The organism is Proteus sp. PR00208, from assembly GCF_016238545.1.
Taxonomy (GTDB): domain Bacteria; phylum Pseudomonadota; class Gammaproteobacteria; order Enterobacterales; family Enterobacteriaceae; genus Proteus.
Genome location: NZ_JAEHQE010000017.1, coordinates 38,803 through 65,735 on the forward strand (window position 1 = coordinate 38,803; position 26,933 = coordinate 65,735).

At 39.1% G+C, this 26,933-nt stretch carries 38 protein-coding genes; 13 read left to right on the forward strand and 25 right to left on the reverse strand.

Annotated features, from left to right (window positions below):
- Window positions 1-440: 440 nt before the first annotated feature.
- The 19 genes from JEP36_RS12420 to JEP36_RS12510 all read right to left on the reverse strand — a co-directional run bounded on the left by JEP36_RS12420 (window position 441) and on the right by JEP36_RS12510 (window position 10,319).
- A complete protein-coding gene (locus tag JEP36_RS12420) occupies window positions 441-890 on the reverse strand; it encodes a lysis protein (RefSeq protein ID WP_198630277.1) in 450 nt (149 codons plus the stop codon).
- 82 nt (window positions 891-972) lie between these two features.
- Window positions 973-1,377, reverse strand: a complete 405-nt coding sequence (locus JEP36_RS12425; protein WP_232805458.1) for a hypothetical protein — start codon at window positions 1,375-1,377, stop codon at window positions 973-975.
- Window positions 1,377-1,919, reverse strand: a complete 543-nt coding sequence (locus tag JEP36_RS12430) for a KilA-N domain-containing protein (RefSeq protein WP_198630278.1) — start codon at window positions 1,917-1,919, stop codon at window positions 1,377-1,379. The genes JEP36_RS12425 and JEP36_RS12430 overlap by 1 nt, the downstream gene beginning before the upstream one ends.
- A gap of 198 nt (window positions 1,920-2,117) precedes the next feature.
- Window positions 2,118-2,537 carry a structural protein gene (locus JEP36_RS12435; protein ID WP_198630279.1) on the reverse strand — a complete coding sequence of 140 codons (420 nt, stop codon included), beginning with the start codon at window positions 2,535-2,537 and terminating at the stop codon, window positions 2,118-2,120.
- Window positions 2,515-2,814, reverse strand: a complete 300-nt coding sequence (locus JEP36_RS12440) for a phage holin family protein (RefSeq protein WP_198630280.1) — start codon at window positions 2,812-2,814, stop codon at window positions 2,515-2,517. The genes JEP36_RS12435 and JEP36_RS12440 overlap by 23 nt, the downstream gene beginning before the upstream one ends.
- Window positions 2,811-3,200 carry a putative holin gene (locus JEP36_RS12445; protein WP_109373189.1) on the reverse strand — a complete coding sequence of 130 codons (390 nt, stop codon included), beginning with the start codon at window positions 3,198-3,200 and terminating at the stop codon, window positions 2,811-2,813. Before JEP36_RS12445 ends, JEP36_RS12440 begins: the two co-directional genes overlap by 4 nt.
- 328 nt (window positions 3,201-3,528) lie before the next feature.
- Entirely contained in the window at window positions 3,529-3,777 is a 249-nt protein-coding gene (locus JEP36_RS12450; protein ID WP_115370633.1) for a hypothetical protein, read from the reverse strand.
- A gap of 101 nt (window positions 3,778-3,878) precedes the next feature.
- Window positions 3,879-4,550, reverse strand: coding sequence for a bacteriophage antitermination protein Q (locus JEP36_RS12455; protein WP_198630281.1), 672 nt, complete (start codon window positions 4,548-4,550; stop codon window positions 3,879-3,881).
- Window positions 4,551-4,577: 27 nt separating this feature from the next.
- Entirely contained in the window at window positions 4,578-5,603 is a 1,026-nt protein-coding gene (locus JEP36_RS12460) for a DUF968 domain-containing protein (RefSeq protein ID WP_198630282.1), read from the reverse strand.
- Window positions 5,600-6,403, reverse strand: coding sequence for a KilA-N domain-containing protein (locus JEP36_RS12465; protein ID WP_198630283.1), 804 nt, complete (start codon window positions 6,401-6,403; stop codon window positions 5,600-5,602). The genes JEP36_RS12460 and JEP36_RS12465 overlap by 4 nt, the downstream gene beginning before the upstream one ends.
- 18 nt (window positions 6,404-6,421) lie before the next feature.
- Window positions 6,422-6,808, reverse strand: coding sequence for a RusA family crossover junction endodeoxyribonuclease (locus tag JEP36_RS12470; protein ID WP_198630284.1), 387 nt, complete (start codon window positions 6,806-6,808; stop codon window positions 6,422-6,424).
- Window positions 6,809-6,870: 62 nt separating this feature from the next.
- On the reverse strand, window positions 6,871-7,041 hold the full coding sequence (locus tag JEP36_RS17935) for a Lar family restriction alleviation protein (protein WP_198630285.1): 171 nt from the start codon (window positions 7,039-7,041) through the stop codon (window positions 6,871-6,873).
- Window positions 7,041-7,457 carry a hypothetical protein gene (locus JEP36_RS12480; protein ID WP_232805459.1) on the reverse strand — a complete coding sequence of 139 codons (417 nt, stop codon included), beginning with the start codon at window positions 7,455-7,457 and terminating at the stop codon, window positions 7,041-7,043. The genes JEP36_RS17935 and JEP36_RS12480 overlap by 1 nt, the downstream gene beginning before the upstream one ends.
- Window positions 7,430-8,068, reverse strand: a complete 639-nt coding sequence (locus JEP36_RS12485) for a phage N-6-adenine-methyltransferase (RefSeq protein WP_198630286.1) — start codon at window positions 8,066-8,068, stop codon at window positions 7,430-7,432. Before JEP36_RS12485 ends, JEP36_RS12480 begins: the two co-directional genes overlap by 28 nt.
- Complete coding sequence (locus JEP36_RS12490) at window positions 8,068-9,129, reverse strand: conserved phage C-terminal domain-containing protein (RefSeq protein WP_198630287.1); 1,062 nt, start codon at window positions 9,127-9,129, stop codon at window positions 8,068-8,070. Before JEP36_RS12490 ends, JEP36_RS12485 begins: the two co-directional genes overlap by 1 nt.
- A gap of 12 nt (window positions 9,130-9,141) precedes the next feature.
- Window positions 9,142-9,321, reverse strand: a complete 180-nt coding sequence (locus tag JEP36_RS12495) for a DUF4222 domain-containing protein (RefSeq protein ID WP_069369408.1) — start codon at window positions 9,319-9,321, stop codon at window positions 9,142-9,144.
- Window positions 9,311-9,490: a hypothetical protein gene (locus JEP36_RS12500; RefSeq protein WP_109395845.1), complete on the reverse strand. Its 180-nt coding sequence runs from the start codon at window positions 9,488-9,490 to the stop codon at window positions 9,311-9,313. Before JEP36_RS12500 ends, JEP36_RS12495 begins: the two co-directional genes overlap by 11 nt.
- Before the next feature lie 88 nt (window positions 9,491-9,578).
- Window positions 9,579-10,037, reverse strand: a complete 459-nt coding sequence (locus JEP36_RS12505) for a YmfL family putative regulatory protein (RefSeq protein ID WP_198630288.1) — start codon at window positions 10,035-10,037, stop codon at window positions 9,579-9,581.
- Between the two features lie 69 nt (window positions 10,038-10,106).
- Window positions 10,107-10,319: a YdaS family helix-turn-helix protein gene (locus JEP36_RS12510; protein WP_109395844.1), complete on the reverse strand. Its 213-nt coding sequence runs from the start codon at window positions 10,317-10,319 to the stop codon at window positions 10,107-10,109.
- Window positions 10,320-10,359: 40 nt separating this feature from the next.
- Here JEP36_RS12510 and JEP36_RS12515 point away from each other — a divergent pair, with 40 nt between their 5' ends.
- The 9 genes from JEP36_RS12515 (at window position 10,360) to JEP36_RS12555 (ending at window position 15,733) form a co-directional block, all read left to right on the forward strand.
- Complete coding sequence (locus JEP36_RS12515) at window positions 10,360-11,022, forward strand: helix-turn-helix domain-containing protein (protein WP_198630289.1); 663 nt, start codon at window positions 10,360-10,362, stop codon at window positions 11,020-11,022.
- A gap of 352 nt (window positions 11,023-11,374) precedes the next feature.
- Entirely contained in the window at window positions 11,375-11,578 is a 204-nt protein-coding gene (locus tag JEP36_RS12520; protein ID WP_198630290.1) for a hypothetical protein, read from the forward strand.
- A gap of 335 nt (window positions 11,579-11,913) precedes the next feature.
- Window positions 11,914-12,288: a hypothetical protein gene (locus JEP36_RS12525; protein WP_006533955.1), complete on the forward strand. Its 375-nt coding sequence runs from the start codon at window positions 11,914-11,916 to the stop codon at window positions 12,286-12,288.
- Window positions 12,289-12,353: 65 nt separating this feature from the next.
- Entirely contained in the window at window positions 12,354-13,181 is an 828-nt protein-coding gene (locus JEP36_RS12530) for a YfdQ family protein (protein ID WP_163827226.1), read from the forward strand.
- Window positions 13,182-13,239: 58 nt separating this feature from the next.
- Window positions 13,240-13,737 carry a single-stranded DNA-binding protein gene (gene ssb, locus JEP36_RS12535; protein WP_115370623.1) on the forward strand — a complete coding sequence of 166 codons (498 nt, stop codon included), beginning with the start codon at window positions 13,240-13,242 and terminating at the stop codon, window positions 13,735-13,737.
- 13 nt (window positions 13,738-13,750) lie between these two features.
- On the forward strand, window positions 13,751-14,452 hold the full coding sequence (locus JEP36_RS12540) for a hypothetical protein (protein ID WP_115370622.1): 702 nt from the start codon (window positions 13,751-13,753) through the stop codon (window positions 14,450-14,452).
- On the forward strand, window positions 14,445-15,032 hold the full coding sequence (locus JEP36_RS12545) for a hypothetical protein (RefSeq protein WP_156734251.1): 588 nt from the start codon (window positions 14,445-14,447) through the stop codon (window positions 15,030-15,032). The genes JEP36_RS12540 and JEP36_RS12545 overlap by 8 nt, the downstream gene beginning before the upstream one ends.
- A gap of 2 nt (window positions 15,033-15,034) precedes the next feature.
- Entirely contained in the window at window positions 15,035-15,430 is a 396-nt protein-coding gene (locus tag JEP36_RS12550) for a chromosome partitioning protein ParB (protein ID WP_198630291.1), read from the forward strand.
- Between the two features lie 57 nt (window positions 15,431-15,487).
- The gene (locus tag JEP36_RS12555) at window positions 15,488-15,733 is read left to right on the forward strand and encodes a pyocin activator PrtN family protein (RefSeq protein ID WP_072065179.1); all 246 of its coding nucleotides are present in this window, start codon (window positions 15,488-15,490) and stop codon (window positions 15,731-15,733) included.
- 43 nt (window positions 15,734-15,776) lie between these two features.
- Here the strand turns inward: JEP36_RS12555 and JEP36_RS12560 are convergent, their stop codons facing one another.
- Both JEP36_RS12560 and JEP36_RS12565 read right to left on the reverse strand, forming a co-directional pair.
- Window positions 15,777-16,064 carry a DinI-like family protein gene (locus tag JEP36_RS12560; RefSeq protein ID WP_072065180.1) on the reverse strand — a complete coding sequence of 96 codons (288 nt, stop codon included), beginning with the start codon at window positions 16,062-16,064 and terminating at the stop codon, window positions 15,777-15,779.
- A gap of 53 nt (window positions 16,065-16,117) precedes the next feature.
- Window positions 16,118-17,200: a tyrosine-type recombinase/integrase gene (locus tag JEP36_RS12565; protein ID WP_109402803.1), complete on the reverse strand. Its 1,083-nt coding sequence runs from the start codon at window positions 17,198-17,200 to the stop codon at window positions 16,118-16,120.
- A 96-nt stretch (window positions 17,201-17,296) separates the two neighbouring features.
- Between JEP36_RS12565 and dusA the strand changes: the two genes are divergently transcribed.
- The gene (gene dusA, locus JEP36_RS12570; protein ID WP_198630292.1) at window positions 17,297-18,331 is read left to right on the forward strand and encodes a tRNA dihydrouridine(20/20a) synthase DusA; all 1,035 of its coding nucleotides are present in this window, start codon (window positions 17,297-17,299) and stop codon (window positions 18,329-18,331) included.
- Window positions 18,332-18,377: 46 nt separating this feature from the next.
- Here the strand turns inward: dusA and JEP36_RS12575 are convergent, their stop codons facing one another.
- Both JEP36_RS12575 and JEP36_RS12580 read right to left on the reverse strand, forming a co-directional pair.
- Window positions 18,378-18,692: a hypothetical protein gene (locus JEP36_RS12575; RefSeq protein WP_109373166.1), complete on the reverse strand. Its 315-nt coding sequence runs from the start codon at window positions 18,690-18,692 to the stop codon at window positions 18,378-18,380.
- A gap of 191 nt (window positions 18,693-18,883) precedes the next feature.
- Window positions 18,884-19,867, reverse strand: coding sequence for a quinone oxidoreductase (locus JEP36_RS12580; RefSeq protein WP_198630293.1), 984 nt, complete (start codon window positions 19,865-19,867; stop codon window positions 18,884-18,886).
- 155 nt (window positions 19,868-20,022) lie between these two features.
- Between JEP36_RS12580 and dnaB the strand changes: the two genes are divergently transcribed.
- Genes dnaB through JEP36_RS12595 form a run of 3 tightly spaced genes read left to right on the forward strand, consistent with a single transcriptional unit; the run spans window position 20,023 to window position 23,814 of the window.
- Entirely contained in the window at window positions 20,023-21,432 is a 1,410-nt protein-coding gene (gene dnaB, locus JEP36_RS12585; protein WP_023583065.1) for a replicative DNA helicase, read from the forward strand.
- 40 nt (window positions 21,433-21,472) lie between these two features.
- Window positions 21,473-22,564: an alanine racemase gene (alr, locus tag JEP36_RS12590; protein WP_198620612.1), complete on the forward strand. Its 1,092-nt coding sequence runs from the start codon at window positions 21,473-21,475 to the stop codon at window positions 22,562-22,564.
- 53 nt (window positions 22,565-22,617) lie between these two features.
- Window positions 22,618-23,814, forward strand: coding sequence for an amino acid aminotransferase (locus tag JEP36_RS12595; RefSeq protein WP_198630294.1), 1,197 nt, complete (start codon window positions 22,618-22,620; stop codon window positions 23,812-23,814).
- 105 nt (window positions 23,815-23,919) lie between these two features.
- On the opposite strand, the gene JEP36_RS12600 is transcribed toward JEP36_RS12595, so the two are convergent.
- Window positions 23,920-25,269 (reverse strand): L-cysteine desulfidase family protein, encoded by a 1,350-nt coding sequence (locus tag JEP36_RS12600; protein ID WP_198630295.1) that lies wholly within the window; start codon window positions 25,267-25,269, stop codon window positions 23,920-23,922.
- Between the two features lie 64 nt (window positions 25,270-25,333).
- On the reverse strand, window positions 25,334-26,665 hold the full coding sequence (locus JEP36_RS12605; protein ID WP_109373160.1) for an amino acid permease: 1,332 nt from the start codon (window positions 26,663-26,665) through the stop codon (window positions 25,334-25,336).
- Between the last annotated feature and the right edge of the window lie 268 nt (window positions 26,666-26,933).

Below are 26,933 nucleotides of genomic sequence, written 5' to 3' on the forward strand. Positions count from 1 at the left end.
AATGACGTTTGTAGAATTAATATATTATGTCTCTCCATAGTCACGCCGTTTCTTCTACCTACAGCTGACGTTGCTGATAATGACCGAAAAATAACAAAATGGTGGTATTCATTGTTTTTGATTCTCACTATGCGCTATCTGTCGAGAATAAAACAGGTCATGGCTAACATAGGAGACAACGACAACGCTACGTTTTCTTCTATTGGCACGAAATAAAAATAGCAGTATGATTAATATGTATTTATTTTTTGCTTAAATTCAGCCGCCCTGTGAAATCAAACTCACAGGGTTATTTTTATATTGCGCTGTTTATTTAGGTAGGAGATAGATAAGAATAATCAATCTGGTATATATATTTACCTAAGCTATACTAAGTAAACATCGCTATACTTTAATTGATATCTTGTTAGTTTGCCCTCGTACCCTACGTAGGGCTTTTTTTAGTTCACACACTCCGTCCTAATATAATCCTGTAATCCCAATATCACTTGCTCTGATTCTGCAATTCGCTCTCGGAGTAACCAATAATTTCTGATAGCGGTGTCAGTAGGTCGGGCGGTGGTTGCATCATCCATGCTGGTGGTGGGATTACTGGTGCTCTTTGGACACTCGGCTTTGATGTACACCCGCTTAGAACCAGAGCTAACAGCATCACGAAGAGTGTCGATTTCATTCTTTGCACTGGCTAGCTCCTGTGAGTGACGAATATCGAGTTGGTTTAATCGAGTGATACGAGATTGATAGTCTTTGTTGATTTCGACTTGCTGAGATAACTGATTGGTTGCTGTGTTGTAATCTTTGCTCAGTTTGCCGTAGTCATCTATTACCCACCATAGCCAGAATATAAGAATGAGAAAGCCACCAGCTAAAAGTTTAGTTAACATATTCATGGTTATTTCATCTCCTTGAAATCAAGGACACCTCTTTTCAAAAAAAAGAAAAAGGAGACTCTAAAACCGGAGGCTCCTCATATCAGTGCATGCAACCTTGCAGGCTGAATGCTTTTAATCTTCCCTTTTTTGTATCTGTTTCCATTTGAGCTAAATCTTCTAGGAGTCCTGATATTTCTTCTATAGCTTCATCCGTTAAGTTATGGTTAGGGAATAGAGAAATAATGACACTAGGTTCTGCCTCTGTGTTATTTTTCAACATGGACATGAAATGCATTGCGATATCAAAATCAGATAACATTCCTGCGCTATAGTAAGAAAGAAGGAAGCTCTGTAATGATTCTACGCCAAACCTAATGTCTCCTAATGAGGTTCTAAAAATAGGGCGGCAGTGCATAGCTACCTGCCTGATTAAGAACAATTCACAGACGATGTAAGAAACCGTTTTAATTTTCTTATCTAGATCATTTCCCCACATATCGCTCATTACTCTTCCCTTTCCATTAATGACACCAAATCAGGATCCATTTGAGCAATAATATTCAGCCTTGCCGTTTCAAGCATTTTCTTGCGTCCACCGACCCCCCAATTATTCATTCGTTTACCGCAGTAACTAAGCTCCCCCTTTTCATTACTAATTTGTAAATCAAGACGATTTAGCTTAGTCATATTTGAAATTCCATTAAGCGTTGCCTCACGGAATGTTTCATACACACTGATTTCAAATTCGGGCTTAATCCATGCGGCATAACGGATGGCAAGAAGTTCAACAGCCCAGACACCTTGTTCATTACCACCATTAACAACCTTAAGTGACTGATTTTCTTTCAGACGACTTTTTTGTCGTCTGGCATCAAGAGCCAAAATAAAGCGCTTAACTGATGCACTTCTAACAAATTTATTCGGTCGTTGAGATTCATCTGCCTCTCCTTTTAGCACAGCAGCTGCATGCAGATCATTTAGGTTATATCGACCTACGTTATCAACTCGTACTGACACACCATTAATTATGACTTTTGGGTGTTTCATTGCATATTTCCTATAGAAAGGGAGCCTGTTAGCACAGAAAAGCCGCCCCAAGAGAGCTTGCCAGCTATAACGGCAGTTCTCAGGCTCACTTTCTGTAGGCTCTTGGTTATTTAAATGTGCGTGCTATGCACAGAACGTAAACGTAAATACAAAAAAGCCCCGCAAATGCGAGGCTATGAGATAGGATTAATTATTGAGTTAAAGTAACAACCAAGCATCTTCAAAGACTTTTTGTGAATACGGTTGATAGCCCAACTCAACGCCCACGATTGCTTTTGCTAAAGAGATAGCAACTGACTTTGATTGAGTATCTATCTTGTCATTAATACCAACACCAATCTCTTTTGATGCACGGCTAATATAACCATTCGTGTTGTTCTCAACTGGCGGTGCATACTTATTAATGATTGCTGATACTGAGTTCAAACCATATTTACGTTGATAGGTTTGGGTTAACTTATAAATTGCTCGGATGCCGTATTCTGGCGACTCAAAGACACAGAATCGAGGATTAGGCACTCCTGTTTCAATACCGACCAAACCTTTCCATTTATTATGTGGATTATAGTCAATGTTGCCGGGGTTATTATTACGTTCACCGCGAGCCATCTTTGCCATGCCTAACACCTCTGAATATTTGCATTATGTTTCCGCGACTCAATAAGATGAGTATGCATAACGATAAATTAATACCGACTTCAAATGGGTCAGCATGAGAATAATCATCTATTAAGATCCGCAATGGCACCGAACCCAATAAGATAATTAATACCCACGCAATGAATGACGCCCCAAATTTATATTGAGCGCCATTACGTCGATAATTAATGAGTCGAATCACTGCGAGTAAACAAGAAAAGAAATTGATGTAAATCCAAAACATTGAGATGGTCATCTGCCACCTCCTCTGAATTTATCTATCAGATTATTAATAAACTTATTTATTCCGTCAGTCATTGCACCAGGTTTTGATATTGAGACCAAAACCCCTACCAGCCCTGCTGACGAAAACATTGCTCCTACTGACTTATCGACATCACGCCCACCAGTTATATCGCTAAGAATACCTGACATAAAATCAGCGCCATAAATACCAATAAGGAACGCAACCGCAAAATAAGTCCAACGCTTTAATAGACGAATATCATGAGCAGATAAAACAAAAATAACTGCTCCTGCAAACGCCCCAATAACAACGCCAGCATCCATACCAGCAAACAGGCCCACAATTGAAACGCCCGCTAGCGATGCTGTTGTAGTGCCCGTTAACGGCTCATTCATGTGTGTAGTCCTGTTATTTGGTTAAAAAGGTGCAGACACACAGCTCTTGTGTGAAGTGATTAGTGTGTGATTGATACTGTGGTCTGCATATAAATAGATGGTGGGCACAACTCCACCTAGTGTGCAATTATCGATATCTCTGCATGAGGTTTTCGATAATTAATGAAATACGGCTCGCCAATAAGCTTTATATTTAGATCGGGTAACGAAATAATGAAATGACCAAGCTAGATTTAATTGCTCTTTAGTCTTACCAGATAGCTTTACACATAGATTAATAAATAAATTTTTCATATTTTCTCCAATAAAAAAGGCCACCTAAGTGACCTTACTGGCAAGCTTTTCTGCCTCTGGAAATAACCCGAACAGTATCGCCTGTTACTGTCGTAATGTAAGCATGATCTGTTCGATTAATATCAAATGATGGGATGGCATCTTTCCTTGTGTGCTCAACTCTCGCCACGATATCTTTATTTTCTGATTCTGGGTAAAACTCTAGGCGGTACATTTCCCCTAAGCAGTGGACTTCTTCCACTTTACGACCTTCACGTTCAGTAATTAATTTAAGTGCGTACATAATTTCGTTCCTTATTTTAGATAATAAAAAACCCCGCCGAAGCGAGGTTATAAACAATTTTGGCAATATACCAAATTAGACTTAAATATGACCTATTTTGTTCATTTTTGCAAGTTGTCGTGATTATTTTTATTAATAAACTCGATTCTAACTCGCTTCATAGAAAGTAATGCCGACTTATCTAACTCACAACAAATATCTAAAAGGCTATTCCAATATATATCATAATTCATTTTCCAATTATTACGCTTAACACCCACCAAGCGAGCCAGATCTGTTTGTGAATAATTACGCCCAGTGCAAGTCTGAACCGATAACCAGACTAATGATCTAAGTCGTTCTTTAACCTTTTTAGTTATCTTTTTACCGTTATGCTGTTTTTCAAATTCAGACCATACATGAACACTGATATTCACTTGATGCTCAAATTTCAAACTATATCCATAACAATACATTATCCATGAGTGTTGTTCTTCACTTAATGCATTAATAGCCCTACGCCAAGAGCATAATAAAAAATCCACAGGATCTATCATCGGCTTTGGAGTTCGACGACAGCGAGTTTCTAATACATAAATTGGATCAGTATCACGACAAACAAAACGTCCGTTTAATTTTAAATCTCGCATTCTAACTCTCGGTGTTGCTCTCGTGTCTGTTAACCCAAAATCTTCAAATGCTTCTAACTGACCCTTTGTTGAAGCTCTTAAGTTTGATGTAGCTATCGATGCCATATCACTTAAATATTCCAAGTCATGCGCATAAATTGGCATATTTCCTCCACTCGTGCCGTACACACGTTAAATAAATGCACCGATGCCTAATGAACGGTTTAAAAAATGAAACAACAATTCGATTTGATTGCCGTGAGTGGCTTCCCATTGCTTCGGGTCTCGATGCAACTCGTCATGATGAATACGACACAATGGAATGGTGAATAAGTCGTGAGCTTTAGTACCCATGCCTCCCATGCCATGACCTATGATGTGGTGCGGATCATCAGCCTGTTGCCCACACACGCAACACGGTTGAGTCTTTACCCATTGAAGCCAGTTAGTATTTTCCCAGCGTTGCATTTTAGGCTTCAGCAGAAACGACGCTGGTGGCTCAGGATCAACAGCAACTTTAATAATCGGCTTTATCGCATCTAAACGTTCATTCATTGCTGATAATGCGGTTACGTTACTTGGAATAATGTCAGCTTCAGGAAAACCGCCGTGAACTCTCCGTTCTTCTTGTTTATCTGACCAATTTAAAATCTGGCGTAATATTGGTTCAGGCAATTCATCAACCAAGTTATGCATTACTGCAAATGAGAAAAAATCAGGTATTGTCAGTTGGTGGCCATTATCTAATCTCAAACGACTACGAATAGTATCTAACATCCAATTAATACGATTTTTATGAGCTAATTCAGCAACCCAACCTGCTGATGAATGACGAATATGATTATCGTGATGCCAGCAAGTGCGGATCACGCCAGCCTCATTAAATGTCGTTACTAACTCATGGTGATGATAATTATCTTCATCGTTATCAATCTGACAGTATTTGATATTACTAATAACCCACGAATCCATCGGTGCCACTTTATCAATGGTGTGGATCACTTTTTTGCTATTGAGAAATTGAATGATGTGCTTATTGTTTAAAATCGGCTGTTCATCACCCTTTAATGCGCCTGATGGCAACACATCTAAACTTTTTGGCACATCACTAATAATCACGCGGTGATGCTTTTTAAATTGCTCGAGTAATTCAGCACCAGGTTTAAGTAGCACAACACCAAGTTCTGGCTGAATATAAGGCGTTAATAATAATTTCATGCACTCACCTGTTTATTCAGCATCACCATGCGGATCAATTCATCCGTTTTACTCTCAAAGAAATGCGGTTGGGTTTCACGAGGATTATTAGGGCTGGTCATATTCTTCCCAAACTGACAACCTCTTGCCGTAACAGACCAAAACTCTTTCATTTTATTGGCAGTTTTCGTACTTGGACGTGATAAACGCTCAACAATGCCTAGTTCGGCTAATCGTTTATAGGCTTGCTGTGCTGAAATAGGTAAGTTGTGTTTGTTGATCAGCGTTGATAATGCAACTGTTGGACGACTGGAACCATCCATGGAGCCACTTGGCGCATCAATCGCATAAACAGGTGCTAACTCAGGTAAGCCCGCCATGGCCTGTAATTTTTGATAAGCACCTAATTTTGATGAATTCGAGAAGTTTAAACTTTTCGACATTGACTCAAGTAGTATCACACCCGCCTGCACTTTATCGCTGATTTTCTCCTGGTGCTGTTGTGACATTAAAGCATCGAAGGTACGGATCACTTTTAAATGAAAAGAAGCACTAATCCACATTGCGTAGGCATACACTAATTCTTTGCAAACATAAGTACCTTGGTTATATCCACCAGCCACAGTGACAATAGGCGCTCCTGTGATCTCAGGAGCGGTCGAAATTTCATCAATTAACTCTTTAGTTTGAACCAGTGAACTCCAATTCGATGGCTGATGGCGTTTTTCACCACCTGACACTCGATGTAAATCATTTAAACAATAGCGACCGGCTACATCTCTACGAACCTGAAAACCATCAATAACAATTAATCCATTCATGCTATTTCTCTCCACGTTTTATTCGTGACCGTACATCACGCTTTTACTATGCTGACGAATAGTTATTTCAAGCTTCCCGCCTTTAATAACGCCCATCCATTCAACATCCATTTTTTTAATCTGTTTATCATCCACCCATACACCGGCATGAGTAAGGGCATCAAAAGGTGCTTTTAAGAAATTATCAATATCTCTAGCCTGCTTAGTTGGTGGATATAATTTCACTGAAACAAACAAATCACTCTCAATAGCCTTAGGTCTACGCTTTAATTGTTCATAGACTGCTGCAATCGCATTTGCTCTAAAGACTCGCCCTTTTGCACTGACTAAGGTTCCTCTTTGAGTATTTCTCCAATACGAGTTAACACTGGGTGGAAATGGCAATGTGAGTATGAGTTCAGGCATAAGTCCCCCATAAACCAATCAGTAATGTCACCACAAACCAAAAACCTATAAACAGCACGTATTTAGTTAGCATTACTCACCTCTCTTTTATTCCAAGCGTTCAAAGCACCTTCGAAGTCATTAGCAATAGGCCCTCTTGCCCCACATTTCTTACAACGAGTAAATGTATTGAACATCACTTGCATGACTTCTAATTTATTAGAGTTACAAAACGGGCAGTGTTTATTGTTCATTAGTGATTACCTCTTACAGCTCTCACTAATGAGTCATAAGGCTCTGTTGGTAATTTACCCATCTGCGAAAAATTAGAAGTAGCGTGTTTTACCCATATAATTGTTGGAACGCCTCTCTTTTTAGCTTTCTGAGCATTTAGCTTTTCGAGGTAGACGGATTCTCCTGACTTACGCTCCTCTATCATTGCGTTATGAACTCTTTTAGCCTCATTCGTCACTTGATAGTAAAGCGGGTACTTTTCACTAACTCTGGTTAATGCACCGAGACTATGGAGATGAGCAAGTGCACGAGAGGCACCACCTAAAGTGGTTTCTAAATCACGAGTAATAATGTCGCGATCTACTACTTCACCGACTTTGTACAACGCTAAGATTTGCTCTGTGATTTTCATGCAACACCTCTCGATACAAGCCATTTTGCTTGTTCAATAAATGTTTTGCCGATTTGCTCTAGCTCACTACGTTGAATGTAATCAATGGCTTTACCATTCCACGTTTTATCAAACACCACGATAGCACCAGAAAAAAATGCCCCTGTTGGTACTTGGTTTTCATCTGCAGGAACAAACCATTGTGGAACATCAAAACCAACACGACCGCGAATAAAACAAATATGATCGGCTTCTTCACACCACCATGTTTCGCTTGTGGCCACTTTCAACAAGAAAACATAGCGCCCGCCTTTTTCACGCATCGCCAACGCATGATTCATAATGTGTCTAACACCAGTAACAGCTTGTTTTTCATGATATGAACTACGTGAATATGGTGGATTAGCAAAAGCTGCACCGCCAATTTCTTTCAGTTTTTCCGACCAGTCCTGAGTAAGCGCGTTATCTTCAACAGTGTAAAAATTTGGGCATTTGCTGTTTTGTGCATCGGTAAAGAGATCTAGCGTGAAAGGTCCATAGAGCGAATTGATACCCCAATACAGATTTTCAGGTGTTCGCCATTGATCGCCAATTTCTTTTAATTTATGAGAAGATTGGCTTTTTAATTCCTGTAATTTCAGTGCGTAATCAATCATTACTGAGCCTCCTGTGCAACTTGATCTGTCGCCTGTTTCCAGATACCACGAAATGAAGCTAAACCAGCTACTTCATTCATACGACCGATGCCATTTTTCTTTGCTTGCTCAACCGCTAATGCTTGAATACGGTTCTCAGGTTTCCAGCCGGATGTGAACATTTTTCTAAAAGTTTCATCGCGCTCAACTGTATTAATTTCCACTGAAATTTCACCAGGCTTTAACCAGCGACCATTCACACATTCAGGTCGTCCAGCATCACGCCACTTAATGGCTTTGTCTTGGTATTCAATGCAGTTTTCAGGAATGAATAATGTTTTAGGGCGTAAGTAGTCCCGCATTTTTGGATCTTTCTGCCACTTGGCCGTAAGGTAATCCGTAATTAACATCAAGTCTTCAGAAGTAAATCCCTCTGCTAATCGAGCCTTGATATGCCCTGTTGTGGTTTTCCCTTCACGATATTTGGAATTTGTCACCTTGTTGAAATAATCTAAAATTAGTTTTTCAGGCTGGTTGTCGGGTTCAGCAGGAACCTGACAAGAAGAGTTAGTCTCTGTTGTACTCTCTGAAGTAATCTCTGTTGTATTCTCTGTAAGAACAGGCCATTTTGACCCGTTCAGAACAGCGCATTTTGAACTGTTTGAAGGTTTCAATTTGCGCTTATCGATAAGGTCATTTTGAACTGTTCGATCAGATGAGTTATCACTATTCGATTGGGTCATATTGACCTCATCGGTCAGCAAGTGGTGATCGTAGTTAATCGCATAATAATTAGTACGGTCATGGTTCGATTTATTGATTTGCTCGATGCGTAAAACGCCCTGCTTTTTTAAATTAGTAAAAGCACGTTTAATCGTTGATTCAGAGAAAAAAGGAAATTGATTCTTCCACTCTTCGACTGTGTTATAAATCCAGCGTGAGCCGTCATATTCAACACCTGAAGTAGTTTCAGTTAGCCAATATTGAATTTGCTGTAACAGCATCGCCTCATTTAAACCAAGACGTACCGCTAATTCAGGAATAACGACTAAAGGGCGACTTTTTAGTAATAATAAACTCATCTTGCCACCTCATTACTTAATACGTGTGTACTTCTCTTTGAATCGTTGCAAGGGTTCACATTGCGGATCGTCACAACCATCAAGCATAAAAATGACACGCTGTTTTTCTCTGTCATAACGAACAACATGAACAACGATACCCCTGTGATTTTTGTAGTAGCGATCAAGTTGGTTTGGGTTCTCATTGTTCATTGCCCGCCCTTAAACCATGTTTTGAATTGAAATCATCTACAAGCCAACGCATAAATTGGTAGTTTGTTTCTTCATAGCCTTCTGGTACTTTAATTTCATAGACAAAACGACCATCACGCATTGAAGCCCGTACTTGCGTACGGCATGCTAAGTTTGATAATCTACTCATGCTAATTTCTCTTCACACAATTGAAATTTGCAAACCGAAGCCAGCGACCGTACATCGTTGGCTTCACCCTTTCTGGATATAGCCATCTTTAATTTCTCTTTTGATGTAACGAAACAAACGCATTCATAAATGTGCGGGTCTGTGAAATTAATCCATCCAACATCATTTTTATCTTTTGCTCTTCATCACCATCAATAACGCCATCAGCTAAACTATCTTTCATCAATAAGGCTAAACGTCCCTGCATTTCGTCAACACCACTACGCAGTACAAACAGTTCCGTTTCATCCAGTTCCGCAGGACTAATTCTGTCAACGAGTAAACGATTTGATTCACGAGCGACAAATTCAGCAAATAAAACGGTCTTAGAAATATCTTGCATCGCTAACAACTCGTTTAAATCAAATGAGCGACAACCATTTTTCTCATAAAGCTTGTTGTTGAATGACGTTAAAGACAGGCCAAGCGCACCAGCCATTGCCTCACGTCCACCAGCTGTTGCCTCACACATTTCTTTCACTACCTGTTTTATTGATTGGTTACTCATTTCCTACCACCCTTGATGATTTCTTGTAGTTAACTGCTTTAATCGGTTTTGCTATTGTTTTAGTTGTATCTATTGAGCTAATAACTCACCTAATTCAGGAGAAATATCTTGAGCACGAACTTGGTGACTGGTCGCTTTTACAATTTTCACGACATACTTAGAGTCCATTCCACCGCCGTGAAGCCAGCGCCATACCGTTGGTTGAGACACTCCACATAAAGCAGCTAGCTTTTGTTGGCTTCCAACAATGCTTATTGCTTTTTCAATGGCTTTGTTTTTCATAAATAACCTCAAACGTATAAAAGATGGATAAATAATAGCAATGAGTATTAAAACATTCAATAGCAATTGCAATTTGATTTTCGATACTCAAACTTATAAATTTCGTGACATGAAAACGACAATTGCAGAACGCTTAAAATTAGCGATGAAAACAAGAGGAAATATGACGCAAGCTGCTTTAGCAGAAGCGTCAGGTGTTGCTCAACCAACAATTTGGAGATTGGTTAATGGCAATGCGAAAGGTTCTTCTAAATTAGTGGATATTGCTAATGCATTAGCTGTAAACATTGATTGGCTGGCTAATGGTGTGGGTGAAATGGAATCACCTAATTCAACTCCACAGTTTAGGGCTGATAGATCTCTAGAAATACCTGTGTGGGATGAAAATGGTTACACTGGAGAAGCAATATTGTCACCAGTAGGAAAGTCATTAAAAACATATAAAGCTTATATACTTAAAAAGAATAGCGGATGCTCAGAAGCTCCCGCTGGAAGCATTGCAATCGTTGATACTCAACTACAACCTGGTACTGATGATCTGGTAATTGCTCAAATAGGTAGCTCTTTCTCTGTTTATAAATTCCTTGAAGGTGGTGCTCAAGGTTTCCTTGCTGTTGATGACTCACGAGTTCCTTTAATTGACATTTCATCTAGTGTTTTTCTTGGGGTTATTGTTTTTCTTGTTCGTGATTTTAGAAGATAGTCTTCACACGCCATTCCGCTAACGACTATCTTCCTGTACGAGCCTGCTCCTACCCTTTCTAAAATTTCCACCATTCCATAATCCTTTAAGATACCATCACCACTGTTTATATATACAGTGGTTAACTATAATGCAAATATTCTTTATCAAAATCAAGCAATATTACCCTCAATAAAAATAATACTTTATGTTATTTTTCTCGTTAGCAATACCTATATATCATTAAAAATCAATACGATAAATAAATTCACATTAAACACCTAAAAATAGCATTTGCTATTATTAATACTCATTGTTATATTTAATACATATAGCAAATTGAGTTTCGCTTTCGATGTTTAGAGGTGTATTTATGACAACTGAACCAGTAATCATACCGCCAGCCAATTTCACTGATGAAGATATCGTTGCTTGGATGAAAGATAAATTATCTTCTGTTGATCATCTGCTTGAGCTTTATGCTAAACGTGGGAAGCTGGTGGCTGACTTATCAGAATTGGATGATGAAATAGACGAGTACAGAATCAAAAGTGCTATTCAGACCCAAAGAAAATGATTTTTATGTGTGAAGAGAACGTGTGAAGAGAAACAATGGCTGGCTGAGTCTTAAACCATTAACGGGGGTGTGGTGATAATGTTCTGCTCAGTCAGCCATTTTTATAAAGTTAGTTTTATAACCAAAGAGCGTGGGCGTGAAAAAAAGTAACCTGCAGTCAGCTAGAAATCCGAATCCCAATCGGGCTGATGAAACCACAGGTGGTCCGCTCTTTTTGATTATGACTCTAGCAATAAGTAAGGGTGCTGGCATTCATCCATGACAGTCCATATCAGGTATCTACTGTAGCTAGTGCCCTTTCTTATTGTGTGAAGTGATAATGTGAGGTTATAGAAATGAGCCAAGAAGATCGTAAGACAAATGTTCCCGACTTTCTTTCCGAATTGGACGCTGGCGTTTTTGAAAATAAAGTCTCTGCTGTTTTAAATGATGTGGCTTTAGGCGTTTTGAATAATGGTGGAAAAGGCAAGGTCACTATTGAATTAGATATTGCTCGCCTTAGTAATTCAATGGAAGAAAAACGAGTTGAAATAACTCATAAACTTAAATTCTCTGCACCAACACCACGCGGAAAACGGGCTGAAGAAGACACCACCAAAACGCCAATGTACGTGGGTAAAGGTGGTAAGTTGACCATTATGCAAGAAGACCAAGGTCAATTATTTTCTTTGCAAGGTCAGCCCGACGGGAAATTAAAATCCGTTAATTAGTTTCCTTATTTTTAATTAAACCTATCCATTTAATTTAATGCTTTTAAATAAGTAGGAGTTTATTCATGTCTCAATTAGACGGCACTGCTATTTCGCAAATTCAAAATATGGCTGTGGCTTCATTAAGTCTCGATGCAATAGAGAAGTCTCTTTGCCCTGCTATTGTTCTTCCGAACGACTTTAAAGTAAGTAGTTTGGAAAATTTACAAGAAGGTCGCTTCCGTTTTCGCGGTGAAATGAAAACAACCAGCATTAGCGACTTTGTTAAATACTCAATCAAAAATGCAGTTGAAGAAGGTGTTAGTTGCTTTATTGATGCTGATGAAATGAGTGCCGAAACTATTTTTAATATCGGCACAATTGGTGAGCCTGGTCATGCTGATAACACAGCACTTGTAAAATTAAAACAAACCGCTCCATTCTCAGCACTATTAAAAATTGATGGTGTTAAATATCGTCAAAAAGAATTAGCCGAGTGGTTAGAAGATTGGCGTGATTATTTAATGGCGTTTGATGCAGAAGGTAATGTTTTAGATATCAAACAAGCTATTTCTGCTGTTCGCCGTATTACGATTGAATCAACACGCTCTGCTGAACATGAAGATCACGATTTTAGTGCTAAACGTTCAGTATTAGAAAATGTTGAAGCAAGAAGCAAAGATGTTATGCCAACTGCATTCCAGTTTACATGCACTCCGTATGACGAGTTAAAAGAACGTAGCATTAAATTGCGTTATAGCGTGCTCACTGGCGGTGATGTTCCTGTTTTAGTGCTCCGTATTGTTCAACTTGAAAATCTTGAAGAACAAATCGCTCAAGAGTTTCGCAATCTGCTTTGTGATGAATTCGATGAAAGTGAAATCGAAACATTCATTGGCAAATTTTCAGCTTAATTATTAATTAATCGCCATCTTATGGGTGGCGATATTACTCAAATAGGAATAACTGAAAATGGCTAACGGATCAGTAAACAAAGTAATTCTTATCGGCAATTTAGGTCGTGATCCTGAAATTCGCTACCTGCCTTCTGGTGGTGCTGTTGCCAATTTAGCTGTGGCCACATCAGAAAAGTGGCGAGATAAACAAACGGGTGACAACCGAGAAAAGACAGAATGGCACCGTGTCGTTCTGTTTGGAAAACTCGCTGATATCGCCAGTGGCTATTTGTGCAAAGGTTCTCAAGTTTATATTGAGGGACAACTACAAACGCGTGAATGGGATGATAACGGCGTTAAACGCTATACAACAGAAGTTGTTGTAAAGGTTGGAGGCACAATGCAAATGCTTGGTGGTGCTAGTAAATCAGCAGGTTCACAGTCGGCACAGCAAAATCAGCCACCAGCTCAACCTCAAGCCCAAAGTAGTCAACCACCAATGGATTTTGAGGATGATATTCCCTTTGCTCCAATTGGGCTTATGTATCCACGCCATTTAATTAATGTGATTTAAGGAGATCTTTACTATGGGGCGCTTCCATGAAGATACTAAAATGCACGAAATGGCATGCATTAAATCCGATGGGTTATATCGTCATTACCACTTTTCTAACCCAAAAAATTCAGCATATTGGTTTGATATTGTGACAACACCTTATTATCTATATATGACTGGAGATATGGGTACTTGGGTATTTAGCCGTATTAAAGATATGCTTTATTTCTTTAATAAAGATAGCCTTAACTTAGGTTATTTAGCTGAAAAATTGCAGATTGGATCATCTCGTAGTGAAGCCACGGCAATTTATAAAGAAGTTGATGTTAAAAGAACACTAGAATATTTAAACAATGAACTCCAGCAATGGAAGAATGATATTTTAGATGAGGAAGAAGATCGCGAAAAATTAGCTGATTTAAAAGAGGCTTATAAAGATTTTTCCAGAAGAATTGGTGAGTTGAAATCATTAATCAATGATTACTGCATTAGCGGTTCAATTTCGGAACAGTCATATTCCTTTGCTATTGAAAACTCCAGTTTTACAGATCCGTCAATAGGAGGCATAGAATCACCTTGGGATTGGGAGTCACTATATCCTGTAACAAAGCCAACATCTGGTTTTGTATGGGCATGTGAAGCTATTCAGTATGCAAGTAAGCAGATCCTGATAAAAGAGTTAGCAAGCAACGCTATGGATAAATTCCTAGCTATTGGGGATTGCCATGAGTAAAGAGCGTGGAATTATATTTAATACCGAGATGGTAAAAGCCATTTTAGATGGGCGTAAAACTCAAACTCGTAGAGTAATGAACAACCAGCCTTGCACACTATCAGGAGAAACTATTTCCGTACAACAGGATGATTTTAATTTCAGATGGGCTGGCGATTTACATAACGATACCAGCGGTTGGTTTCCTTGTCCTCTTGGCAAGGTTGGTGATCGCCTTTGGGTTCGTGAAACATTTAAAACAGGGGTATGCACTGAATCAACAATTGCATATAAAGCTACACATAAACCATCTGATTTAGAGGAAGGATGGTATGAAGAAATTAAGTGGACTCCATCTATACACATGCCTCGTAGATATTCGCGCATTACGTTAGAAATCACCGATGTTCGTGTTGAGCGTTTAAAAAGTGCTGATGATAATGAATTTAAAGCCGAAGGTTATCCTTTAGATAGAGAATTAACTGGGGGCAGTATGGACCCGTTTTGTTGGTTTCGTAATCTTTGGGATTCAGTATCACCTACTAACTTTAAATATGCAGATAATCCGTGGGTATGGGTGATTGAGTTTAAAAGGATTTAATAATGGAAATAAAAGGACAATTAATTAGTAGTCAGCGTTATTTAAATGAATATGTTGTTTTAGATAAAGTTAAAAGATTTAAAGTGTTTATTGTCGATATATTGCATGTAACTTTAAGAGGTAAGCAATATACATTATTAGTAAATGGGCATCATAATTTCGCAGCTGCAAAAAGGTTAGGGATAAAACCACAATACAGAACACCTAAAAAATTATTAAAAGCATTTAACTCCTGGTCTCAAAGTGAAAGAGAAACTTTTATTATAAATAACCTAACTGATAGCCATTTATATGATGTAAATACAGGTGAGGTTGTGCAGGAGTTAATGGAACCAGATTTTAATAATATGTCATTTCAACGGAATCTAACAAACGGATTAAAATTGTATCAGCAATAACCACCAGCATTAACTAATATCTATTTAAACTGTGTACGGACAGTGTGGAGAGAAAATATGAATACAGTATTTTTATTGTTAGCTGAATATGAAACGTCTCAAATTCCTCTATCTGTTGTTGCTGAGAAATTCCTTAGCATATCGCCTTCTTGGGCTGATAAAAAAGCTAACCTTGGCGAGTTACCATTTCCAACATACAGGGATAATCAAAAATCAGGAAGATTGGTGCATATTGTAGATTTAGCGGAATGGATAGATAAAAAAAGAGAAATAGCAAAACAAGAATTTGAACACCTTCAATGAGAAAAACAAGCTGGAAAATAGATATAATCCAGCTTGTTATCTTTTACTTATCAAAATATTCAAGCTCATCAGAGTTAGACGACTCAACCTCAGGCATCCAGCTTGTATCGCTCCATATTTCTTCTAATGCATCGGTTATTTTGTCTTTTTTTTCATTTTTCTTTAGTCCATCAATGATTAACTTTGTTTGTGACCCCCACAAAGCACTAACCTCCAACTCAGAATAAGAAGGGGAAAGTTTCTTTTTTACTTCTTTTTTCAGCGCGTTAAACATATCAGGATGGGTATTTTTTTGAATTGCTTTATCAAAAAATAATTTTATATGAATCATGAACACCTCCATTTACTGTTTATTTATACAGTATAATTTAGAGGTGAAAAAGATCAACTTTTATTCAATTTATCAAATTTATCATGCAATGATTTGGGGTATAACTCTGTATATACCTGCCAAAGAACATTTAAAGATCTGTGCCCTGTCACTTGAGCCACCTCTTCAATACTAAAGCCAGCTTCAAATAAACGACTTGCCCCTTCTCTTCTTAAGTCATGATATCTAAGATCTTCAATCCCTAATGCGTTCCTGGTGCGCTGAAAACCTGCAGTAACTGATTTAGGGTTATAAGGGAAAATTCTATCACTTGTTTTTGGTTGGCGACTCAGTATTGCCCATGCATCCCCCAGTAAAGGCACTGACATGTGGTTACCTGATTTTTTACGCGGATCTTTTCTATCTCTAACAATTACTGATCTGTTTTTCTCGTCAACGTCTGCCCATAGAATTTTGCACACTTCACCAATTCGCATGCAACTAAGAATAGAAAAATCTAAAATATCAACATAAGGGATAATGCACTCTCTGTGTTCGCTTCGTTTTTTAAGCGCTTCTCTTAGTTGTTTTAATTCTTCTTTTTGAGGTCTACGACTACGCCGTTGTGATTTACCAATCAATCCCATTTGAATGAGTAACGGGCGTGCCTCATACGCTGGATTAGCCGTATATTCTATACCATAGATAGGTTTTGCCGATTTTAATACCGAGGTCAAATAACTAACATCATGGTTAATGGTTGAGGGTGATGCACCTGATGCGTGTCTATGTCTGCAATGATCAACAATATGTGAAACGGTAAGCTCTGTTAGCCCATATTTAGACAAATCAGAATCAAACAGCATTTCTAAAACATACCGTTTTGTTCTTCCTGCTTTCCCGCCAAGATCTGGATCATTTAAATATTTAAACAGTAAATCTCTGACTGTTATTTTTGTTGCATCAGTTGGATCTGGTATGCCGTTTTGCTCTAGCTCTAAAACACGTTTAGTTCCCCATGTTTTTGCATGAGCCTGTTTGGTGAACGTTCTGCTTTCATTATAAATTCTCTTTCCACCAGCTTTCACAGAAACGGAACATCTGTATCGAGCAGTGCCGTCTGCTCTATCGCGTTTTGATATGGTATAGTAAGCCATCTCTATATAAATCCTCTCTCACTCTCAGCAGGACACCAAATTTTGGTGTCCTCACTGGTGTCCTGATAAAGAGAAAATACACTAAAATGGGTTATAATGCACGAAAATACACCAACCGATAAAACACTAGAAAACAAGCAAACACAGGGCACTCAAGGGAATTACCCGTTGAACCGCTTCTCTGTTGCGCCGATGCTCGATTGGACTGATCGTCATTGTCGTTATTTCTTTCGTCAGCTCAGTAAAAATACACTGCTTTATACTGAAATGGTCACAACAGGTGCCATCATTCACGGTAAAGGCGACTATCTAAAATACAGTGAAGAAGAACATCCAGTCTCTTTGCAGTTAGGTGGAAGCGATCCTCAAGCTTTAGCGCAATGTGCAAAATTGGCACAAGAGCGTGGCTATGATGAAATCAATTTAAATGTGGGCTGCCCTTCAGATCGCGTACAAAATGGGCGTTTTGGTGCTTGTTTAATGGGAGATGCACAACTCGTTGCAGATTGTGTGAAAGCCATGCGTGATGTCGTTGATATTCCTGTTACGGTAAAAACCCGTATTGGTATTGACGAGCTAGATAGCTACGAATTTCTATGTGATTTTATTGATACTGTTAGCCGTGATAATAACTGTGATACCTTTATTATTCATGCCCGTAAAGCATGGTTATCGGGTTTAAGTCCAAAAGAGAACCGTGAAGTTCCACCTTTAGATTATCCTCGTGTTTATCAATTAAAACGCGATTTCTCGCATCTCACTATGGCAATTAACGGTGGTATTAAGTCACTAGAAGAAGCCAAAGAGCACTTAAAATATATGGATGGCGTTATGGTAGGTCGTGAGGCTTATCAAAACCCGTCAATTCTAACGCATGTTGATCATGAGCTTTTTGACAACCAGCTACCTATTGCCAATGCAGTCACTGCGGTAAGAGCAATGTATCCTTATATTGAGAAAGAGCTCTCACAAGGTACTTATTTAGGTCATGTTACACGTCATATGTTGGGGATTTTCCAAGGTATTCCAGGCGCTAGACAATGGCGACGTCATTTAAGTGAAAATGCCCATAAACAGGGCGCTGATTTATCTGTTTTAGAAAATGCACTTAAATTTGTAACTGAAAAATAACGATATTAAAAATAAAACCAGCCACATTGGGCTGGTTTTACTTTCATTAAAGTAATGAGAAGAAGCGATTATAATTGGCAACTAAATAAGCAATTTGAAATTCAAATGCTTCTTTAACTTCACGTTTACCTTCTTCTGTTCCTTCTTTCTTTTTAATATCAAAAAAAGCATTTTGCATTAATTGAACTGATACATCCATTGATTTTTGGAATGCAGATAAATTATTATTTTCACCAAGGCGTTTAAATAATGCTTCTGTTTTTTCATCTGCGACATCACGAATAAATTGTAATTCAACATTACTGACTTTATTATCTTCATAAATAAAATCAATAAAATCCTTTAATTCATCTTTTTGCATAAACACTCCATATTCTATTAATAAAAATCACGAAAACGTAAATTAAAAGAGATAGAGTTAAAAATAAATCTAAAATAAAAATAAGGCTTTTTTTTGATAATCAAACTTGAAATTATTTATATTTATTAATAATAAATATTAAAAACCTATTTAATTTATTTTAAATAGGTTTTAGTTTTTATAAATAATAATTAAGGAATAAGTAAACTCGATCCTTGAGATTGTCTACTTTCAAGATAACGATGAGCATCTTTCGCATCTGCTAAAGCAAATTTCTGATTATCTGGCACACTTACATCAATTTTACCGCTACCAATTAATGCAAATAGCGCTTCACTTGCAGCATCTAGCTCTTCACGCGTTGTGATATAACCCGAAATAGATGGGCGCGTCACATATAGAGAACCTTTTTTATTAAGAATACCTAAATCGACACCTGTTACGGCACCTGATGCATTACCAAAACTCACCATTAAGCCACGGCGCTGCAAGCAGTCTAACGAATCTAACCACGTTGCTTTACCAACAGAGTCGTAAACAACAGGCACTTTTTGGTTATTAGTTAGCGCCAAAACACGTTCCACAATCGACTCAGTCTGGTAATTAATCACTTCCCATGCACCTGCGGCTTTTGCTTTGGCAATTTTTTCATCACTACCTGCTGTACCAATCATTTTTGCACCAATGGCCTTCGCCCATTGGCTAGCAATTAAACCAACACCACCAGCTGCTGCGTGGAATAAGAAGGTTTCACCCGCTTGTAATTTATAAGTTTCATTGAAGAGATAATAAACCGTTAATCCTTTTAAGAAAGAGGCTGCGGCTTGTTCAAAAGAGATATTATCAGGCAGACGTGCTACTTTATTTTCTGGTACATTATGCGTATCGCTATAAGCCCCTAGCGGAGATTGCGCATACACAACTCTGTCCCCTTCTTTTAGTGAAGTCACTTTAGCGCCTGTTTTGATAATAATGCCCGCAGCTTCAGTGCCTAATCCACTTGGGAATTGGCTTACAGGATATAATCCGCTACGTACATAAGTATCAATATAGTTAATACCAATTGCCTTATTGGCAACTTGAACTTCATGATCGCCAAGAGGAGCGGGTGTAAATGTTGCTAACTCAAGAACATCTGCATCGCCATGAGTTGCAAATTGAATACGATTAGCCATTACTATCTCCTTTGTAGGATGAGAGGTTAAATAAGCGAGCGCAAAAAGACCTTTGGAGATAATGACAAAGGATAGCTATTTCTACAAGGCACAGATAATTGGGTTAGCGTATACTAATACGCTGACTGACACTTTTTCGATTTTATGCAGGATTTATGGCCAGAAACAAGACCACTGACAAGCTGATGTCTGATATTAAAGACCGACAAATGGAGGGATTAAAGCTACCTCCCCATTCGCTGGAAGCAGAGCAGTCCGTGTTAGGCGGTCTGATGATAGATAATGAACGTTGGGATAATGTTTCTGAACGCGTCACCGCCGAAGATTTTTATAGCCGACCTCATCGTACTATCTTCTCGCAAATGCAACGTTTGTTGGAATTAGGCAAACCTATCGACCTGATTACGCTATCCGAAGCATTAGAACAAAATGCCGAGTTAGACAGTGTAGGTGGTTTTGCCTATTTAGCAGAACTTTCAAAAAATACGCCAAGTGCGGCGAACATCAACGCTTATGCGGATATTGTCCGAGAGCGTGCGGTTGTTCGCGATATGATAAAAGTTGCCAACGAAATTGCAGATGCGGGTTTTGATCCTCAAGGACGCACCAGTGAAGATCTGCTCGACTTTGCTGAATCAAGAGTGTTCCAAATTGCTGAAACACGCGCCAATAAAGACGAAGGCCCTAAAGCAATAGATGCAATTTTAGAAGAGACTGTTGAAAAAATAGAACAGCTCTATCAAAAACCTCATGATGGTGTCACAGGGGTTTCAAGTGGTTATCAAGACCTTGATAAAAAAACCGCAGGATTACAAAAGTCAGATTTAATTATTGTTGCTGCACGTCCTTCTATGGGTAAAACCACATTTGCCATGAACTTATGTGAAAATGCAGCAATGACGGAAGAAAAACCCGTACTTATCTTCAGCTTAGAGATGCCCGGCAACCAAATCATGATGCGTATGTTGGCATCATTATCTCGTGTCGATCAGACAAGAATTCGTACAGGCCAGCTTGATGATGAGGATTGGGCACGTATTTCAAGCACCATGGGTATTTTGCTTGAAAAACGCAATATGTATATCGATGACTCATCGGGTTTAACACCAACAGAAGTACGCTCTCGTGCTCGCCGCATCTATCGTGAACATGGCGGTTTAAGCCTTATCATGATTGACTACTTACAGTTAATGAGAGTACCTTCATTATCTGAAAACAGAACACTAGAAATTGCTGAAATTTCTCGTTCTTTAAAAGCGTTAGCTAAAGAATTACAAGTTCCTGTGGTTGCTCTATCACAGTTAAACCGTAGTTTGGAACAACGTGCTGATAAACGCCCTGTTAACTCCGACTTACGTGAATCAGGCTCTATTGAGCAAGATGCTGACCTTATCATGTTTATTTATCGTGATGAGGTTTACCACGAAAGTAGTGATTTAAAAGGGGTTGCAGAAATCATCATCGGTAAACAACGTAACGGTCCAATTGGTACAGTAAGGCTTACCTTTAACGGCCAATGGTCACGCTTTGATAACTATGCGGGCCCTGCTTACGACGATGAATAATCACTAACCTTGACTTAATGAAAGGAAGTATTGGAATAATATGAAAGCGGCAACCGCAGTGATAGATCGCCGCGCTCTGCGTCACAATTTTCAGCATGTGAGAGACTATGCCCCACATAGCCACCTGATAGCTGTCGTGAAAGCAAACGCTTATGGTCATGGGTTATTAGAAACAGCATATACCTTAATGGACAATGCTGATTGTTTTGGTGTTGCACGTATTGGTGAAGCATTAACCTTACGAAGTGGGGGTATTGTAAAGCCCATTCTTCTGTTAGAGGGCTTTTTTGATATCGTTGACCTACCTATTTTAGTCGTCAACCACATTGAAACGGTTGTTCATAGCCAAGAACAATTAGAAGCATTAGAACAGGCCGACTTAGATGAACCCGTCAAAGTATGGATGAAAATCGATACGGGGATGCACCGTTTAGGCGTGCGTCCTGAAGATGCGCAAGCCTTCTATTTACGACTTTCCGCCTGCAAAAATGTACAACAACCTGTCAATATTGTGAGCCATTTTAGTCGCGCTGATGAGCCTGATGTTCCTGAAGCAACACAAAAACAAATCACATTATTTCAAAATTTTATTCAAGATAAAGCCGGTGATAAGTCTATCGCAGCGTCTGCGGGTATTTTATTTTGGCCTCAAGTTCATTATCAGTGGGTTCGCCCCGGTATTATTACTTATGGTATCTCCCCCACTGGTGATGAAAGAACAGGTAAAGATTTTGGCTTAACCCCTGCAATGACACTGAAAACAAGCCTGATTGCTGTTCGTAAACATAAAGCGGGTGAACCTGTTGGTTATGGTGGAACATGGGTAAGTGAAAAAGACACTTATCTTGGTGTGATCGCTATTGGTTATGGCGATGGTTATCCTCGTAGTGCACCTTCAGGTACTCCTGTGTGGATCAATGGTCGAAAAGTGCCTATTGTTGGCAGAGTTTCGATGGATATGATCAGCGTCGATTTGGGGACTGAACTGATTGATAGTGTTGGTGATGAAGCTATTTTATGGGGAGATGTGTTGCCCGTAGAAGAAATTGCCAAATATAGTGGTATTAGCGCCTATGAGTTGATTACAAAATTAACCTCGCGCGTCATCATGGAATACCTAGACGAACAATAATACACACGATATTGTATCCCTATGACACACTAAAAGTGATTGGAGAAGAAGCCGTGTTTCAACAGGTTGAAGCGTTTCCGGGAGATCCGATTCTCTCATTGATGGATGTTTATAACAAAGACCCACGTCAGGATAAAATTAATTTAAGCATTGGTCTTTATTATGACGAAGAAGGCAAGACCCCTATTTTAGGAACAGTTTCAGTTGCGCGTCAGCAACTTAATGCCATGACCCCCACCGCAACACTTTATTTACCAATGGAAGGGCTGGCGCCTTATCGCAGCGAAATTCAAGATCTCCTTTTCGGTGCAGATAATCCTCTAATTGCAGAAAAGAAAATTGCCACAATCCAAACATTAGGTGGATCAGGCGCATTAAAAGTAGGTGCTGATTTTCTCCATCGCTATTTCCCAAGATCAGAAGTGTGGATAAGTGATCCGACTTGGGATAATCATGCTTCTATTTTTGCGGGCTCGGGTTTCAAGGTAAATTATTACCCATACTTTGATCCTGAAACCAAAGGCGTAAAATTTGAAGCACTACTCGATTGCTTTAAAAAACTGCCTGAAAAAAGCATCGTATTGATGCACCCATGTTGCCACAACCCAACAGGCTCTGATCTGACTAAAGATCAATGGGATCAAGTCACTGAAGTATTAAAAGCTCGCCAAGCAATTCCATTCTTAGATATTGCTTATCAAGGCTTTGCTGAAAATTTAGATGAAGATGCTTACGCTATTCGTACTATGGCAAAAGCAGGATTACCGATACTTACCAGTAACTCTTTTTCAAAAATATTTGGGATCTACGGTGAACGTGCTGGTGGCTTATCAATTGTGTGTGAAAATGCCACTGAATGCGAACATGTATTAGGTCAGTTGAAAGCAGGTGTACGTCGTATCTACTCAAGCCCTGCAAACTATGGTGCGCAAATTGTCAATAAAGTGCTATCAGACCAAGTTTTAACTGCACAATGGCAAAAAGAAGTCGCGCATATGCGTGATCGCATTAAAGAGATGCGCGTTACTTTAGTCGAAGCTTTAAAAGTTGCTCTACCTGAAAAGAATTTTGATCATCTATTAACTCAACGCGGTATGTTCAGCTATACCGGCTTTACACAAGCGCAAGTTGATAGATTACGTGACGAATTTGGTATTTATCTTGTCGGTACTGGCCGTGTTTGTATGGCAGGTGTTAATACAAGTAATGTTCAGCGCATTGCGCAAGCCTTTGCGGCTGTGAGTATTTAATCTAATCAACGCAATTCCATGATAAAAAAATACCTGCCTATTTTTATAAGCAGGTATTTCTTTTTACTGCATCACAACATCACTGCCGCTTTAGGTTTTCGCCTTTTATATATTGACAGCTTGCTTCTTTTCCCCAGCATTACGACGCGCTTTTTCTTCCATAATCTCAATGATTTGAATATCTGTATGTTGCATTGCACGACTGGCTAATGCACAGAGATTCGCTATTGAACTATCGACATCGTCACTGACAATACCATCAGTACCCGCAACACTTTGATTTTGCATCGCCATTAATACTGCTTTATAGGCACTCGCTGCACTACTTGATACTTTCATTGCACAGCTATTCGATGCGCCATCACAGATAATGCCACTGATATCACCAATCATACTGTTGATAGACATACTGACAGTGGTGAAATCTTTTGTGAGTAACCATGCCATTCCTGCGGCTGCTCCCATTGAAGCGGTTGTTGCAGCACAAAGGGCGGAAAGTGGTGGAAAATGGCTATGAACATAAATTGCCATTAAGTGAGATAAAACCAATGCACGCAGTAAGGTTTCATCATCGGCTTTAATAAATTCAGCAACCACCATTACAGGCAATGTTGCGGCAATACCCTGATTACCTGAGCCTGAATTACTCATTGCAGGTAATACCGCCCCACCCATACGAGCATCAGATGCAGCTGATGCTCTGATCATGATTTCATTAAGTAAGTCTTTACCTAACAAACCTTTCTCTTGTTGCAGAATTAAGGTACGACCAATGGCTAATCCATAGGTGTTTTGTAGTCCCTCTTCTGATAAAGCGCCATTTAAACGAGCGGCATTGAGCATAAATTCAATTTCACTCACTGGTACGTTAAGTGCGAAATTATAGATATCTTCAGCACAAACATCAGTAAAAGGTTTTTCATCAGTAGATTCACAATTATTGGTAAGCGCTGATTTATCTTCCTCAAAAACAACGTTACCGTTACATTCACAACGAACAACATGTGTATGCTCTCTTGCGATACTGACGATGGCATAACCAGATTGGCTATACACTTTCGCTTCAGAGTAAAGAACATCTTCACAAGGTGCTTTTACACCCACAGTGACTTTACCTTGAGCAACCAGTGTCTTAGCTTGAGCAACTGCATCAGCGGATGCTTTTAACAAGACCTCCAACCCAGCATCAGGATCTCCTCCTGTCGCACCTAATGCTGCTGCAATAGGTAGCCCAGCCATTCCCGTTCCCGGCACTGTTACGCCCATTCCGTTTTTCATCAAGTTTGGTGAAACCCAAGCTTCGACACGAACAACAGGCTCGCCTAAAAGCGCAGTTGCTTTCGTTGCTGCCAATGCTAATGAAATTGGCTCAGTACAACCCACTGCTGGCTTAACACCTTCACGTAACTGACGAACAAACTGTGACCATAAATGAGAATTTTTGTTCTGGCTCATAATCTAACACCTTGGATTAATTTAGTTTTTAAAAACAATGCCTAACTAGAACCGAAGTCGGCGACTATGAGAATGCCAAGAACGGAGAGATAACGAGCAGTAAACCGGTAAAAATAATCAGGTAGAGCGATGCACCTTTGTATTTGTGTAACATTGGTACTTTGTACACTAAGTATGCAGGGATAAGACAACCCACCATACCGAAGATTGGGCTACAAATTGAGGTAAAACTCAGTACTGGTGCATTCAGAATGATTGCACCCCATGCTAAAAGCACGGCGAAAATCATGATGCCGTTTTGTACCCATTTTTGGTTGATTTTTTCTGCTGGAATATAGCGTTGCAGAATATTCATAACGATCCCTTGTGTCGCTTCACGGAAACCTAGGTAGACACCAAAGAATGCAGTCATTACGGCGAAGATATTTAGCATAACGCTTACAACAGTTACCCAACCACCAGGGAAGAATTTTGCAGCAATCGCTAATGCAGAGATATTTTGTTCATACGCTTTAACTGCTTCATCATGACCCATTGCTAATGTGAATGAGATTGCATAGAAGAAAACAGTACAGAACAACACACCGAACGCGATGTTCATTGCACGTAACGCTTTGTGACGAGCAACTTCACGGTTTTTATTACGACCACGGTAAGAGATAACCATTGGACTTAATGTTTGGATAAACAGAATTGAAGTCAGGGTAAAAGGTAATGTAATGATTGCTTCTTTGATTAAACGTCCAGCGGGTGGTAATGCTCCCACGTTATAAAGATGCCACATACCAATCATGGAGATCCCTAACGCAGCAACAACAAACAGTTTAGTTAGTACCATAAAGCTTGATACTTTAAACAGTAATTGTTCACCACGAGAAGAGATAGCGACTAAAGCACAAATCAAGATCAAACCATAGAATGGGTTTTCTGACAGTAAACCTTCCGTAACACCAAATGTTTGTAAGTAAGAAGCGCTGTCATTGGTGATTGCCGTTGAGTAAACAAACATCCAAATGACTAGCATCACAAAGTAGAGTGCTCCTAATAAAATACCCCAGTTTTTACCGAGATAACCAGTGATAACACTTGGGTAGTCTTTACACTCTGGAGATTCAGCCAACGTATTAATAAATAGGCGTTGGAAAAGGTACATCGCAGGATAACCAATGATCGAGGATAGTAGGAAAACCCATAATCCCATCAGACCTACCTGCACAGGTAAAAACACAATACCTGCACCGATAGCCATACCGATACTCATGATAACCCAGCCCACATCATTGCCGTCGAATTTAATTGCAGCACGCCATTCTTGTTCTGTCATACCTGCGCGGCGAGCGCCAGCACTAGTTGCGGGATAGCTTGTTGTCTCTATTTTTGAGGAAGCCGTTTCCATATTAGTACTCACTTTTTATATTGTAATTGTTAATAGCAAAACGAATTTTTGGGGGTAAAAAAAGTCTATCTAACATTGCGATGTCGAAATAGCCTTACTCTTTGCAGGTATTATTTATTATGGGTAAATGATAGGGAATATTACGGAGAAAAAAGTTGTTATAAATCGTGATAGCCCGAAATGATTTGGAAAAAAATTCTATCGTAAGGAGAAAAATAGGATTATCTGTTCAAAGAGCATAGTAAATAATAACCTTCCCTCTATTGCA